This is a genomic window from Flavobacterium chungbukense (assembly GCF_020805785.1).
Lineage (GTDB): Bacteria > Bacteroidota > Bacteroidia > Flavobacteriales > Flavobacteriaceae > Flavobacterium > Flavobacterium chungbukense.
On record NZ_JAJGZV010000005.1, the window covers coordinates 214,084 to 229,529 of the forward strand.

Genomic DNA, 15,446 nt, shown 5'->3' on the forward strand with positions numbered 1-15,446 from the left:
AAGTTAATTTGTAAATAAAAAAAAAGCCTCTCGGTTGAGAAGCTTTTTATTGTTTTTGAAAGTTCATGCTTTTTATATTTTTAAAGTGATTACAGGTTTGACTGCATGATTGACCAATCCTTCGCTTATACTTCCGTTAAAAAAGTGTGCAAAACCTGTTCTGCCGTGCGTACACATTCCGATGATGTCGGCATTTATTTTATTAGAAAAATTAATAATTCCTTTTTCAATATTAGTGTCGTTGTAAATTTGAGTGGTGTAATTGCTAATGTTGAATTGAGATACAAAATCCTGCATTGCTTTTTCGCTGGTATGCGTGGGTTTAAAGCTATTTGGTGTGCAAATGGTTACTAAGTGTAGTTTTGATTCGAATAAATTGGTGAAGTTTAGCAGTTTTTTAAAAGGTTTTTTTGCTTCTTCGGAAAAATCAGATGCAAAAACAATATTAGTAGCATTGAAATTTGAAATGTTTTTCTTGATGATTAAAACGGGAATTTCAGAATTCCGAACTACTTTTTCAGTGTTAGAGCCAATCAATAATTCTTCAATTCCAGAAGATCCGTGAGATCCCATTATAATTAGATCGACTTCGTAATCTTTGCTTATTTGTGTAATGCCGTGTATTGGCTTGTCCATTTTTACAACTTCGGTAATCGATATTCCGTCAAGATAAGATCTTGAAGAAACTTCGTCAAGCATCTCATTTGCTTTCTTCATGAAAAGCATGCTCTCAGGAATGCTGATTCCGCCCATTATCGCGTCATTTGACTGATGCGGTAGTTCAAGCATATGCAGAATGATAATTTCGGAATTATTTTTTTTTGCGATTTGAGAGGCGACTTTTAAAGCGTCTTCTGCATGTTCTGAGAAATCGGTAGGTACTAAAATTCGTTTCATAATTTTGAAGTTAAATATGAATAATTCTCTGTTTTAATGCTCTTATAAAGGTAAGAAATATTTTTAGAGCAATCAATTTATTTGATTTATAAAAAAAACACTATATTTGCACAGTTATTTATTAAAATCTAAATAATGAGGGGACTAAGTGTCCCCTCTTTTTATAAAATTATGACATTCAAAGAAAAAGTAAACGGATTAATTACAGAAGCTCTTCTGGAAAAGCCATCAGTCTTTTTGATTGATTTAGCGGTTTCGGATTCTTTTAAAATTAGTGTTGGTTTAGACGGAGATAATGGAGTGGCACTGCAGGATTGCATTGATATTAGTCGTGCAATCGAGAATAATCTTGATCGTGAAGAACAGGATTTTTCGCTTGAAGTAGCGTCAGTAGGAGTAGGATCGCCTTTGAAATTGATAAGACAATATAAGAAAAATATTGGTAGAACGCTGATTGTTACTACAAATACTGAAAAAATTGAAGCAGAATTGATAGAAGCTAACGATGTTTTTATAATTTTGTCTTGGAAAGCAAGGGAACCGAAAAAAGTAGGAAAAGGAAAAGAAACAGTTCAAAAGGAGCAACAAATACCTTATACAGAAATTAAAGAGGCAGTTGTTACAGTAACATTTTAATTTTAATTAAAGAATTCGCATGGAAAATTTAGCATTAATCGATTCATTCTCAGAGTTTAAAGATAATAAACTTATTGATCGTGTAACGCTTATGGCAATTTTAGAGGATGTGTTTAGAAATGCATTGAAGAAAAAATACGGATCTGATGATAACTTCGATATTATTATAAATCCTGATAAAGGAGATATGGAGATATGGAGAAGAAGAGTAATCGTTGCTGATGAAGATCTTGATTTTGAAAACGAAGAAATTACCTTGACGGAAGCAAGAATGATCGAAGCGGATTTTGAAATTGGCGAAGAAGTTTCTGAAGAAGTTAAATTGATTGATTTAGGAAGACGAGCTATTTTGGCACTTCGTCAAAACTTAATATCTAAAATTCACGAACACGATAATACTAATCTTTACAAGCAATTTAAAGATATTATTGGTGATATCTATACTGCAGAAGTACATCACGTGCGTCCAAGAGTAGTAATCTTGGTTGATGACGAAGGAAATGAAATTGTACTTCCGAAAGAAAAACAAATTCCATCTGACTTTTTCCGTAAAGGAGACAATGTTCGTGGAATTATTGAAAGTGTAGAATTAAAAGGAAATAAACCTCAAATCATTATGTCTAGAACTTCAGAGAAGTTTTTAGAGAAATTGTTTGAGCAAGAAATTCCAGAAGTTTTCGACGGATTAATTACAGTAAAAAATGTAGTTCGTATTCCTGGAGAAAAAGCAAAAGTAGCTGTAGATTCTTATGATGATAGAATTGATCCAGTTGGCGCTTGCGTTGGAATGAAAGGTTCTCGTATTCACGGAATTGTTCGAGAATTGGGGAATGAAAATATTGACGTAATCAATTATACAAACAATATTCAATTGTTTATTACAAGAGCATTAAGTCCTGCAAAAGTTTCTTCTATTAAAATTGATGAAGAAAACAAAAGAGCTGAAGTTTTCTTGAAATTGGAAGAAGTTTCTAAAGCAATCGGTAGAGGAGGTCATAATATTAAATTAGCAGGTCAATTGACAGGTTATGAATTAGATGTAATCCGTGAAGGAGATGTTGCAGGTACAGTTGCAGATGAAGATGATGTTGAATTAACAGAGTTTTCAGATGAAATTGAAGAATGGGTAATTGAAGAGTTTGCTAAGATAGGTTTGGATACTGCTAAAAGTATTTTGAAACACGACGTAGAAGATTTAGTAAGAAGAACAGATTTAGAAGAGGAAACTATTCTAGACGTTATGAAAATACTAAAAGAAGAGTTCGATAGTTAGGCAATAGCTGAACATTTGGCTCTAACAACACAACGAAAAAGGTAATAATAAAAAGGTTATATGTCTGAAGAGAGAGTAATAAGAATAAACAAGGTTTTAAGGGAATTAAATATTTCGTTAGAAAGAGCTGTAGATTATCTAAAAGATAAGGGAATTGCTATTGATGCAAATCCGAATGCAAAAATTTCTGACAGCGAATTTAATATCCTTCAAAGCCAATTTGCGGGCGATAAGGGGAATAAAGAGGCTTCTAAAGAGGTTGGGGAAGAGAAAAGAAAAGAAAAAGAGGCATTGCGTGTAGAGCGTGAGAAAGAGATTGAAGACAAACGCAGACAAGAAGAAGAGCGTCAAAAACAGCAAGAAATAATCAAAGCGCGAGCGGTTGTTTCTGGACCTGTGCAAGTTGGAAAAATTGACTTAAATCCAAAAAAACCTGCGATTACTCCTTCTGAGGAAACTGCTAAGGTTGAAGAACCAAAAGCTGTTGTTGCACCTGTGCAACCAGAAAAACCTGTTCAAAATGAAACTGTAAAGCCAGAACCAGTTGTGGCTCCTCCGGTTTCAGAAACAAAAAAGATTGAGCCTGTTATTACTGAGAAAAAAGAAGTTAAAGTAGAATCTCCTAAAGTTGCGCAAGAACCTATTGTGTCTACAGACCCAACAACTTCAGAAGAAACTATTACTACGCAATATCAAAAGCTTTCAGGAACTACTCTTACTGGGCAGACAATTGATTTGTCTCAATTTAATAAGCCTAAGAAAAAGAAGGAAGATCCTAAAGCGGCTCAAAATAATAAACCTGGAACTCCTGGAGTAGGTGGTAATAACGCAAATAAAAATAAGCGTAAAAGAATCGCTCCTAAACCAGGTGCGCCTGGAGCGCCAAAACCTGCTACAGGAAATAATAATGCTCCTGGAACGCCAAATCCAAATAAAATTACACCAAATAATAATGGTGGAGGTTTTAATGCTAACAGAAGTGCTAGACCTGGTTTCGTAAAAGGAAACCGTCCTGCAATTGTGGCTAAAGTAGAGCCTACAGAAGAAGAAGTAAAAAACCAAATTAGAGAAACTCTTGAAAAACTTCAAGGTAAAGGAGGTAAATCTAAAGCGGCTAAATATAGAAGAGATAAAAGAGAAACACACCGTCAGAAATCTGATGATGAGCAAAGAGCTCTTGATGAAGGAAGTAAAACAATTAAGGTTACAGAATTCGTTACAGTAGGTGAAATTGCAATTATGATGGATGTGCCGATTACTAAAGTAATTGGAACTTGTATGTCTCTTGGAATCATGGTTACCATGAATCAGCGTCTAGATGCTGAAACTCTAACAATTGTAGCAGATGAGTTTGGTTATGAAGTAGAGTTTATTACAGTTGATATCGAAGAAGCGATTGAGGTTGTTGAAGATAGAGAAGAAGATTTAGTTACTAGAGCGCCGATTGTTACTGTAATGGGTCACGTCGATCACGGTAAAACATCTTTGCTGGATTATATTCGTAAAGAAAATGTTATTGCAGGTGAGTCTGGAGGTATTACACAGCACATTGGGGCTTACGGGGTAACTTTAGATAATGGTCAAAAAATCGCATTCTTAGATACACCAGGTCACGAGGCGTTTACCGCAATGCGTGCACGTGGAGCTCAGGTTACAGATATTGCTATTATTGTTGTTGCGGCGGATGATGATATCATGCCACAGACAAAAGAAGCAATCTCTCACGCACAAGCTGCTGGAGTGCCAATTATATTTGCAATCAATAAAATTGATAAACCAAATGCTAACGTTGATAAAATTAAAGAGCGTTTAGCTGGTATGAATTTACTTGTTGAAGATTGGGGTGGAAAAATTCAGTCACATGATATTTCTGCAAAAGTTGGAACAGGAGTTAAAGAATTATTAGAGAAAGTTTTATTAGAAGCTGAAATCTTAGATTTAAAAGCAAATCCAAATAAAGCGGCTCAAGGTACTGTTGTGGAGGCTTTCCTTGATAAAGGAAAAGGATATGTTTCAACAATTTTAGTTCAACAAGGAACTTTGAAAATTGGAGATTATATGCTTGCAGGAAAACACCATGGTAAGGTTAAGGCAATGCATGATGAAAGAGGGCATACGGTTTTATCAGCAGGTCCTTCAACTCCGGTATCAGTTTTAGGTTTAGATGGAGCTGCAACGGCTGGAGATAAATTCAACGTTTTTGAAGATGAAAAAGAGGCAAAACAAATTGCATCTAAACGTTCTCAATTAATGCGTGAACAATCAGTTCGTACACAAAGACATATTACACTTGATGAGATTGGTCGTCGTATCGCTCTTGGTCAGTTTAAAGAATTAAACGTAATCCTTAAAGGAGACGTTGATGGATCTGTTGAAGCCTTATCAGATTCGTTCTCTAAGCTTTCTACTGAAGAGGTTCAGATTAATATTATTCATAAAGGAGTTGGAGCTATTACCGAAACAGATGTTAACTTGGCTTCTGCGTCAGATGCGATCATTATCGGATTTAATGTTCGTCCTGCAGGAAATGCAAGACAACTTGCAGATAAGGAAGAAATTGACATTCGTTACTACTCTATTATCTATGCCGCTATTGATGACTTGAAAGATGCAATGGAAGGAATGTTGGCGCCAGAGATGAAAGAAGAAGTATTAGGAAATGCTGAAATTCGTGAGATTTTCAAAATTTCTAAAGTGGGTTCAATCGCTGGATGTATGGTTACTGATGGTAAAATCTTAAGAACTTCTAAAATTAGAGTTATTAGAGACGGAGTTGTGGTTCATACAGGTGAACTTGTGGCTTTAAAACGTTTCAAAGACGATGTTAAAGAGGTGACGAAAGGTTATGATTGTGGTATCCAGATAAAAGGATTTAATGATATCGAAATTAACGATGTTATTGAAGCGTACCATGAAGTAGCAATTAAAAAGAAATTGAAATAAAATTCAATAATTATAAAAAAAAGTCTCAATGAAAATTGGGACTTTTTTTATAAAAAAGAATTTGTTCTGCTATGATTTATTTCAAGTTTTAATATTATTTTTGATTCAATTAAATTGATTTAAAATGAAATTAGGTATATATTCGGTCGTTTTGTTTTTAAGCTTTTCTTCTTTTTGCCTTGCGCAGGAAGATGTAGAGAAGTCAGCTCCACCTCCAGGAAATGCATTGGTAGGAGATTATTATGGAGCAGATGTTTCAGGTTCTTCTGTAAAAAATGCTATTTCTGTTAGTGAATTGGGTAGTAAGTTGCAATCTTCAGTTAAAATTGAAAATGTTGCTGTTAAAGGTGAGGTTACTGGTGTCTGTCCAAAAAAAGGCTGCTGGGTAAGTGTTAAGGCAGATGATGGCGCGTCTTTCTTTGTTAAAATGAAAGATTATGCTTTTTTTGTGCCAACAGCTCTGAAGGGTAAAAATGTGGTTCTAGAAGGAAATGCAGAAAGAAAAGTTACCTCTGTAGAAGAGCTGAAGCATTATGCAAAAGATGCTAAAAAATCGAAGGCAGAAATAGATGCAATCAAGGTGCCGAAAGAAGAAATACGATTCCTGGCAAGTGGTATTAAAGTTGTAAATTAACTATGCTGATGTTAGTGAAAAGCTATGGTTATATAAAATAAAAAGCGGGATAATATTATCCCGCTTTTTTATTTTAGGCTGTTTTATTTTCCTGGTTTAAGAAGAAAAACAGTTTTATATCGTCTTTTAATTTCTGCCAGATTTTTTTCTGCTTCGATTCTGGTTTTAAAATTACCCACAATAACCTTGTAGTTTGGTGTGTTGAAAATTATTGTTCCATCGATATTTGAATTTTCTCTTTTGAAATCTGAAAGTGTTTTCTTGGCTTCATCACTTTTGCCGCTAAAGATTTGAATTCTATAAGTATCGTTTGTATTTATTGACGTGTTAATTTTACGCTTCTCATTTAACAATTGCTCAAATTTGGGATCTTGGTTCAATGTTAAATTTTGTTCTTGTGCGTTAATATTATGTGTAAAAGCAATAGTTGTAATTGTTAATAACAATTTTTTTGAAGGACTTAAAATTCTCATAATGTGATGGTTTTTATGCAAAAATACTATTTAAAGTTTGAGTGTAAAATTTTAATATTATTTAGAATTGATATAAATTGATATTTAAGGGTATTTTAAGGTTTTGAGAATAGTTCATAAGTCGTATTTTTGTGCAAGTTTTAAAAGAGGGTCTGTGTTTTTACTGCTTTAGTACAGAAAAAATCATACCAAAAATTAGTAGACAATTATTTATACTATATGAAAAAGGTGGGTAACCATAATTCGATCTCAAGAAAATTGCTGTTTGGCTTATCGCTGACGTTAATTTTCTCCCTAACTTCATTTGCTCAAGATGCTGCTGCTCCGGCGGCGCCTGAAGCTGCTGCTGCTGCTCCTGCTGCAGGTGGCGGTGATCCAGTAAAAGGGAAGGAACTTTTTAATGCAAATTGCGCTGCATGTCACAAATTAGATGCTAAATCAACAGGTCCTGCTTTAAGGGGTGTTGCTGCTAAGCATGATATGGCTTGGATTTACAAGTGGGTGCATAACAGTTCTGACATGATTAAGTCAGGTGATCCTGTTGCTGTTAAACTTTTTGAAGAAAATAACAAATCTGTTATGACTTCTTTTCCTCAGTTATCTGAAGGTGATATTGATAACATTATAGCTTATACTTCAGAGGTAAAAGCTGAGCCTGCTCCAGGAGCTACTACATTGCCAACTGGTCCTCAGGCAGAAGGAAGTGGAATTTCAAATAATATTATTTTAGGAGCTCTTGCTCTTGTAATGGCTATTTTAGTTGTGATGTTGTTCATGGTGAACAAAGTATTGACTAAAGTGGCGAATAAAAACGGTATTGAAGTTGCTCCAAAAGAAGTTAGAACGCCAATTTGGAAAGCATTCGTTAAAAATCAATTCTTGGTTTTAGTGACTTCTATCTTTTTGCTTTTGGCAAGTGGTTATTTTGTTTACGGATACTTAATGCAAGTAGGTGTAGATCAGAATTATGAGCCAATTCAGCCAATTCACTACTCTCACAAAATTCACGCTGGTGATAATGAAATCAATTGTAAATATTGCCACTCTGCTGCACGTGTAAGTAAAACAGCTGGTATTCCTTCATTAAATGTTTGTATGAACTGTCATAAGAATATTTCTGAGGTTGCTGAAACAACTGCTACTCCTGAGTACAGTAAGGCTTTTTATGATGCGCAGATTCAAAAATTATATGATGCTGTTGGATGGGATAAGGCAAAACAAGCTTATACTGGAAAAACACAGCCTGTAAAATGGGTTCGTATTCACAATCTTCCTGATTTTGTTTACTTCAATCACTCACAACACGTTTCTGTTGCTGGAATTGAATGTCAAACTTGTCACGGACCAGTGCAAGAATTTGAAATCATGAAGCAATACTCTAAATTAACAATGGGATGGTGTGTTGATTGCCATAGAAAAACTGATGTTAAGATGGAAGGTAACGCTTACTATGATAAAATTCATGCTGAACTTTCTAAAAAATACGGTGTAGAGAAATTAACTGCAGCGCAAATGGGAGGTTTAGAATGCGGTAAATGCCACTATTAATCGATTTATTAAGATTTTAATATATATATACAATGTCATCAAACAAAAAATACTGGAAAAGTGTTGAAGAGCTAGAAAATAGCTCTATTGTTGAGGCGCTTAGAAATAACGAATTTGTTGAAGAAATTCCTACTGATGAGTTTTTGGGTAATGCTGATGCTTTATCTACATCTGGGACTTCACGTCGTGACTTTTTAAAGTACGTAGGGTTTAGTACTGCAGCTGTTACTTTAGCTGCTTGCGAAGGTCCAGTTCACAAGTCTATCCCTTATGTTTTACAACCAGAACAAATCATTCCTGGTGTTGCAGATTATTATGCAACTACAGTTTTCGATGGTTTTGATTTTGCTAACCTTTTGGTTAAAACTCGTGAGGGTCGTCCAATTAAAATTGAAAACAATACAATTGCGGGTGCTAAATTTGCAGCGAATGCAAGAATTCATGCTTCTATTTTAGGATTGTATGATAGTGCTCGTTTGAAAGAGCCAAAAGTAGATGGTAAAAATTCTACTTGGTCTGCAGTTGATTTAAAAATTAAATCAAGTTTAGCTGATGCAAAAGCTAAAGGTGGTCAAGTTGTATTATTAACTAATACTTTGGCAAGTCCATCTACAGAAAAATTAATTGCTGAGTTTATTGCTAAAAATCCAAATGCTAAGCACGTTGTTTATGATGCAGTTTCTTCATCTGAGGCATTAGATGCTTTTGAATCTGTATACGGACAAAGAGCTTTAGTTGATTACGATTTCTCAAAAGCTTCTTTAATTGTATCTGTTGGTGCTGATTTCTTGGGAGATTGGCAAGGTGGTGGATATGATTCTGGATATGCGAAAGGGCGTATTCCTCAAAATGGAAAAATGTCTCGTCACTTCCAGTTTGAATCAAATATGACATTATCTGGAGCAGCAGCTGATAAGCGTGTTCCTATGACTACAGCTGTTCAAAAACAAGCTTTAGTTCAAATTTATAATATTATTTCGGGTGCTTCTGTTCCTGTAGCTTTAGACGGAAATGTTAAAGCTGAAGTAGTAAAAGCTGCACAACAGCTTAAAGCTGCTGGATCAAAAGGAGTTTTGGTATCTGGGATTGAAGATAAAAATGCTCAATTATTAGTTTTAGCAATCAATCAAGTATTGGCTAGTGAAGCTTTTAGTGCTGCTGGAGCAAGACAAATTAGAAAAGGTTCTAATGCTGTCGTTTCGCAGTTAATCAAAGATTTGAATGCGGGAAGTGTTCATACTTTAATTATGAGTGGAGTTAATCCGGTTTATACATTAGCTGATTCTATTGCTTTTGTATCTGGGTTGAAAAAAGTTAAAACATCTGTTGCATTTTCATTAAAAGAAGATGAAACAGCGTCTGTTGTTACAGTTGCTGCTCCAGCTCCTCATTATTTAGAGTCTTGGGGAGATGTTGAAATAACAAGCGGAACTTACAGTTTAACTCAGCCTACTATTCGTCCTATCTTTAATACAAAACAATTTCAAGATGTTTTATTGTCATTAAATGACGCTGCTGGTACTTTTTATGATTACTTAAAAGTAAATTCTGGAGTATTTACTGCAGGTTCTTCTTGGAATAAAGTATTACATGATGGTGTGGCTGTTGTAGGATCTACGGCATTATCAGGAGGGGCTATTGATGCTGCTTCGGCTGCAAATGCTGTTGCAAAATCTAAGTCTGCTGGTGATTTCGAATTAGTACTATATACTAAAACGGGATTAGGAGATGGACAACATGCAAATAACCCATGGTTGCAAGAGTTTCCAGATCCAATTACAAGAGTTTCTTGGGATAACTATGTTACGGTTTCAAATGCTGATTCTAAAAAACTTGGTTTATCAAATGAAATTGTTGCAAACGGTGGTTTAAATGGTAGTTATGCTACAATTACTACAGCTGACGGTATTAAGTTGGAAAATGTTCCAGTTATCGTTCAGCCAGGTCAAGCAGTTGGAACTTTAGGTTTGGCTCTTGGTTATGGTCGTAAAGCTGCTTTAAAAGAAGAAATGCAAGTAGGTTTAAATGCTTACTCATTATATAAAGGATTTAATGGAGTTCAATCTGTATCTATTGTTAAAGCTGGAGGAGAACATGAGTTTGCTTGTGTTCAAGGTCAAAAAACTTTAATGGGTAGAGGAGATATTATTAAAGAAACTACATTAGAGGTGTTTAATAGTAAAGATGCAGAACATTGGAATGAAAAACCAATGGTATCTTTAGATCACCAAGAGGTTGAGGCTACTACAGTTGACTTATGGGAATCATTTGATCGTTCAACTGGTCACCACTTCAATCTTTCAATTGACTTAAATGCTTGTACTGGTTGTGGAGCTTGTGTTATCGCATGTCACGCTGAGAACAACGTTCCTGTTGTAGGTAAAGCTGAAGTTAGAAGAAGCCGTGATATGCACTGGTTACGTATCGATAGATACTATTCTTCTGAAAGTACTTTTGAAGGTGATAATGAAAGAAAAGAAGGAATTGCTGGTTTATCTAGTTCATTGTCTACATTCAATGAAATGGAAAAACCTGGAGATAATCCACAAGTAGCATTCCAACCAGTAATGTGTCAGCACTGTAATCACGCACCTTGTGAAACTGTATGTCCAGTTGCTGCAACATCTCATGGTCGCCAAGGTCAAAATCACATGGCTTATAACAGATGTGTTGGTACTCGTTATTGTGCAAACAACTGTCCTTATAAAGTTCGTCGTTTCAACTGGTTCTTATACAACAAGAACAGTGAATTTGATTATCATATGAATGACGATTTAGGTCGTATGGTGTTAAACCCAGACGTAAACGTTCGTTCTCGTGGAGTTATGGAAAAATGTTCTTTCTGTATCCAAAGTACTCAAGCTGTAATTCTTCAGGCAAAACGTGAAGGTAGAGTAGTAGCTAAAGATGAGTTCAACAATGCTTGTGCTTGTTCTGCAGCTTGTTCTTCTGGAGCTATGGTCTTTGGAGATGTAAATGATAAAGAAAGTGAAGTTGCTAAACTTGCAGAAAGCGAAAGAGCATACCACTTATTAGAGCATGTTGGTACAAAACCAAATGTTTTCTATCATGTAAAAGTTAGAAACACTTAGTAAAATTATTAATTAAGAAACAATATAAAGGATTATGTCGTCTCACTACGAAGCACCCATTAGAAAACCTTTAGTTATAGGTGATAAATCTTATCACGATGTAACTGTAGATGTGGCAGCACCTGTTGAAGGTCCTGCAAATAAACAATGGTGGATTGTATTTTCAATCGCATTAATAGCCTTCCTTTGGGGGTTAGGTTGTATAATTTACACCGTATCTACCGGTATCGGAACATGGGGATTAAATAAAACAGTTGGTTGGGCTTGGGATATCACTAACTTCGTTTGGTGGGTAGGTATTGGTCACGCCGGAACATTAATTTCTGCGGTATTATTACTTTTCCGTCAACGTTGGAGAATGGCTATTAACCGTTCTGCAGAAGCTATGACTATCTTCTCGGTAGTACAAGCAGGTCTATTTCCAATCATTCACATGGGACGTCCATGGTTAGCATACTGGGTATTACCTATTCCAAATCAATTTGGATCTCTATGGGTAAACTTTAACTCACCATTACTTTGGGACGTATTCGCGATTTCAACCTATCTTTCAGTATCATTGGTTTTCTGGTGGACTGGTTTATTACCTGACTTTGCAATGCTTCGTGATAGAGCTATAACTCCATTTAATAAAAGAGTTTATTCTATCTTAAGTTTTGGATGGAGCGGTAGAGCAAAAGATTGGCAACGTTTTGAAGAAGTATCTTTAGTACTTGCTGGTTTAGCTACTCCTCTTGTACTTTCTGTACACACAATTGTATCTATGGACTTTGCTACTTCTGTAATTCCTGGATGGCATACTACAATTTTCCCTCCTTACTTCGTTGCAGGAGCGGTTTTCTCTGGATTCGCAATGGTAAATACATTGTTGATCGTTATGAGAAAAGTTTCTAATCTTGAAGCATACATTACATTACAGCATATCGAATTAATGAACATCATTATTATGATTACAGGTTCGATTGTAGGTGTTGCTTACATCACTGAGTTATTCGTAGCTTGGTATTCAGGTGTAGAGTATGAGCAATATGCATTCTTAAACAGAGCTACTGGACCTTACTGGTGGGCATATTGGTCGATGATGACTTGTAACGTGTTCTCTCCACAGTTCATGTGGTTTAAAAAATTAAGAACTAGTATTATGTTCTCATTTATCATTTCAATTGTTGTAAACATCGGTATGTGGTTTGAAAGATTCGTAATTATTGTTACTTCTTTACATAGAGATTACCTTCCATCTTCTTGGACAATGTTTTCACCAACATTTGTTGATATTGGAATTTTCATTGGAACAATTGGTTTCTTCTTCGTATTGTTTTTATTGTACTCAAGAACTTTCCCTGTAATTGCTCAGGCAGAGGTTAAAACAATTTTGAAAGGAACAGGAGATAATTACATTAGAGAAAGAGCAAATAAAGATTCACATCATGAGTAATAAAGTTATATACGCCATTTATAATGACGATGACGTTTTGATGGATGCAGTAAAGAAAACTAGAGCTGCTCATCATCATATTGAAGAGGTTTTTACTCCATTCCCAGTTCACGGATTGGATAAAGCAATGGGATTAGCACCAACAAGATTAGCAATATGTGCTTTTTTATATGGATGTGTTGGTATCTCTGTTGCTACAACAATGATGTCTTACATCATGATTCATGATTGGCCACAAGATATTGGAGGTAAACCTAGTTTTAGTTTTATTCAAAATATGCCATCTTTCGTGCCAATTATGTTTGAGATGACTGTATTCTTTGCAGCTCACTTAATGGTAATTACTTTTTATATGAGAAGTAGATTATGGCCATTTAAAGAAGCGGAAAATCCAGATGTTAGAACCACGGATGATCACTTCTTAATGGAAGTATCAGTAAATGATAACGAAACAGAGTTAGTTTCTTTCTTTGAAGCGACTGGAGCTGTTGAAGTTAAAGTAATAGAAAAGAATTAATTGTAGCTATGAAAAGGATATATAAAATAACACTTTTAGTTGGTATAACTATTTTAGTTTCATCTTGCCACAATAATTCGGCACCGAACTATCAATATTTCCCAAATATGTATGAATCTGTTGCTTACGAGCCATATACAGAAGCAAAAATATTTAAAGGAGGAAAAGAAGGACAGCTTCCTGTTGCAGGAACTATTAATAGAGGTTTTGAACCTTATGAGTATGAAAATTCAACTGCTGGTTACGAATTAGCTAAGGCTAATTTGAAATCTCCTTTGGATTCTATTGAGAGAAATTCTGGAAAAGGAAAAGAACTTTTCGAAATTTACTGTATCAGCTGCCATGGAGCAACTGGAAATGGTAAAGGTAAATTGGTTGAAAGAGAAAAATTTCTTGGAGTACCTAGCTATAAAGACAGAGAAATCACTGAAGGAAGTATCTTTCACGTTGAGACTTATGGTTTAAATGCAATGGGTTCACATGCAAATCAATTAAGTGCTCACGAACGTTGGTTAGTTGCTGACTATGTTCTGAAACTAAAAAGCCAATTATAATTGTTGAACAAACTGATCGTAATAGATATGTATACATTTTCAAGTAAATTAAAAACTTTTTCTATCATCTTAATGGCCGTAGGTCTATTAGGAATTGGGTATGGTTTTTTAAGTGCACCAAAAGATATTCAAGAAGTTGAAAAAATACTAGCTGCAGATGAACATGGTTCTCATGGTGCTGCACATGAAGAAAAAGCGGAGGCATCTCACAAAGAAGCAGGGCATCATGAAGCTGCTGCTGAAGCATCACATGATTCTCATAAAGAAGCTGGGCATTCTGAAGTTTCAGGTGCAAATGAGCACGAAAAACATTTAGAGCATGTATTGCACCAATTGCAGAACAAACCTTGGTCTGCAGTATATGTAGCTTGTATTTTCTTTTTACTACTTTCAATGGGAGTTTTAGCTTTCTATGCTATCCAGCAAGTTGCTCAAGCAGGTTGGTCTCCAGTTTTGTTTAGAGTTATGCAAGGTATTACAGCTTACTTACCGGCTGGTTCTGTAATTTTCTTTATACTTTTAGTATTATGTGGATTACATTTTAACCATATTTTCGTTTGGTTAGGTGAAGGTGTAACAGATCCTAAGAGTCCAAACTACGATGCTATTATTGCTGGTAAGTCTGGATACTTAAACTTCCCTTTTTGGATTGTAAGAGCGTTCATCTTTTTACTAGGATGGAATATTTACCGTCATTTTTCTAGAAAAAACTGTTTAGCGCAAGATGAGGCAAATGATGATCTTTACTACAAAAAGAATTTCAAAGCTTCAGCTGGATTCTTAGTATTCTTCATTGTTTCTGAGTCTATAATGTCTTGGGATTGGATTATGTCTTTTGATCCACACTGGTTTAGTACTTTATTTGGATGGTATGTATTTGCTTCTTTCTTTGTAAGTGGTATTACAACTATTGCTTTAGTAACAATCTATTTAAAATCAAAAGGATATTTAGAGTATGTAAATACAAGCCATATTCACGATTTAGCTAAATTTATGTTTGGTATTAGTGTTTTTTGGACTTATTTATGGTTCTCTCAATTTATGCTAATCTGGTATGCTAATATTCCAGAAGAGGTAACTTATTTTGTGACAAGAATTCAATTATATAACTTGCCTTTCTTTGGAGCGGTTGTTATGAATTTTGTTTTCCCATTATTAATATTAATCAATACTGACTTCAAACGTCTTAACTGGGTTGTTGTAATGGCTGGTGTTGTGATATTATTAGGTCATTATGTTGATTTCTTTAATATGATTATGCCGGGTACAGTTGGAGACAAATGGTTTATTGGAGTTCCTGAAATTGCATCGATTCTTTTCTTCTTAGGTTTATTTATATTTGTTGTATTTACTGCATTAACAAAATCTCCTTTGCTTGCAAAAAGAAATCCTTTCATTGAAGAAAGTAAACATTTTCATTATTAATATTTAAAGAAGTAAACAG

12 protein-coding genes are annotated in these 15,446 nt (G+C 34.9%); 10 read left to right on the plus strand and 2 right to left on the minus strand.

Translation table 11 applies throughout. The features are described 5' to 3' along the window. Positions 1–72 precede the first annotated feature (72 nt). A complete protein-coding gene (locus tag LL966_RS16380) occupies positions 73–897 on the minus strand; it encodes a universal stress protein (RefSeq protein WP_229354742.1) in 825 nt (274 codons plus the stop codon). Between the two features lie 171 nt (positions 898–1,068). Between LL966_RS16380 and rimP the strand changes: the two genes are divergently transcribed. From rimP to LL966_RS16400, 4 genes are all read left to right on the plus strand, one after another. Next, a complete protein-coding gene (gene rimP / locus LL966_RS16385) occupies positions 1,069–1,533 on the plus strand; it encodes a ribosome assembly cofactor RimP (protein ID WP_229354743.1) in 465 nt (154 codons plus the stop codon). A 19-nt stretch (positions 1,534–1,552) separates the two neighbouring features. After that, positions 1,553–2,806, plus strand: a complete 1,254-nt coding sequence (nusA, locus tag LL966_RS16390; RefSeq protein ID WP_223707140.1) for a transcription termination factor NusA — start codon at positions 1,553–1,555, stop codon at positions 2,804–2,806. 60 nt (positions 2,807–2,866) lie between these two features. After that, positions 2,867–5,749 carry a translation initiation factor IF-2 gene (gene infB / locus LL966_RS16395; protein ID WP_229354744.1) on the plus strand — a complete coding sequence of 961 codons (2,883 nt, stop codon included), beginning with the start codon at positions 2,867–2,869 and terminating at the stop codon, positions 5,747–5,749. 124 nt (positions 5,750–5,873) lie between these two features. Then, complete coding sequence (locus tag LL966_RS16400; RefSeq protein ID WP_229354745.1) at positions 5,874–6,383, plus strand: DUF4920 domain-containing protein; 510 nt, start codon at positions 5,874–5,876, stop codon at positions 6,381–6,383. A gap of 83 nt (positions 6,384–6,466) precedes the next feature. Here LL966_RS16400 and LL966_RS16405 read toward each other — a convergent pair whose 3' ends face one another. Continuing rightward, positions 6,467–6,856 carry an SPOR domain-containing protein gene (locus tag LL966_RS16405; RefSeq protein WP_229354747.1) on the minus strand — a complete coding sequence of 130 codons (390 nt, stop codon included), beginning with the start codon at positions 6,854–6,856 and terminating at the stop codon, positions 6,467–6,469. A gap of 219 nt (positions 6,857–7,075) precedes the next feature. On the opposite strand from LL966_RS16405, the gene LL966_RS16410 reads away from it, so the two are divergent. The 6 genes from LL966_RS16410 to LL966_RS16435 are packed head-to-tail and all read left to right on the plus strand — an operon-like array spanning position 7,076 to position 15,427. Further along, entirely contained in the window at positions 7,076–8,404 is a 1,329-nt protein-coding gene (locus LL966_RS16410) for a c-type cytochrome (protein ID WP_229354749.1), read from the plus strand. A gap of 32 nt (positions 8,405–8,436) precedes the next feature. Beyond that, positions 8,437–11,496 (plus strand): TAT-variant-translocated molybdopterin oxidoreductase, encoded by a 3,060-nt coding sequence (locus LL966_RS16415; RefSeq protein WP_229354751.1) that lies wholly within the window; start codon positions 8,437–8,439, stop codon positions 11,494–11,496. Positions 11,497–11,530: 34 nt separating this feature from the next. Next, positions 11,531–12,931, plus strand: a complete 1,401-nt coding sequence (gene nrfD / locus LL966_RS16420; RefSeq protein WP_042566279.1) for an NrfD/PsrC family molybdoenzyme membrane anchor subunit — start codon at positions 11,531–11,533, stop codon at positions 12,929–12,931. Beyond that, positions 12,924–13,448 carry a DUF3341 domain-containing protein gene (locus LL966_RS16425; protein ID WP_229354752.1) on the plus strand — a complete coding sequence of 175 codons (525 nt, stop codon included), beginning with the start codon at positions 12,924–12,926 and terminating at the stop codon, positions 13,446–13,448. The genes nrfD and LL966_RS16425 overlap by 8 nt, the downstream gene beginning before the upstream one ends. Before the next feature lie 8 nt (positions 13,449–13,456). Beyond that, a complete protein-coding gene (locus LL966_RS16430) occupies positions 13,457–14,002 on the plus strand; it encodes a c-type cytochrome (protein ID WP_057117453.1) in 546 nt (181 codons plus the stop codon). Between the two features lie 27 nt (positions 14,003–14,029). Beyond that, positions 14,030–15,427, plus strand: coding sequence for a quinol:cytochrome C oxidoreductase (locus tag LL966_RS16435; RefSeq protein WP_229354753.1), 1,398 nt, complete (start codon positions 14,030–14,032; stop codon positions 15,425–15,427). The last annotated feature ends 19 nt before the right edge of the window (positions 15,428–15,446 follow it).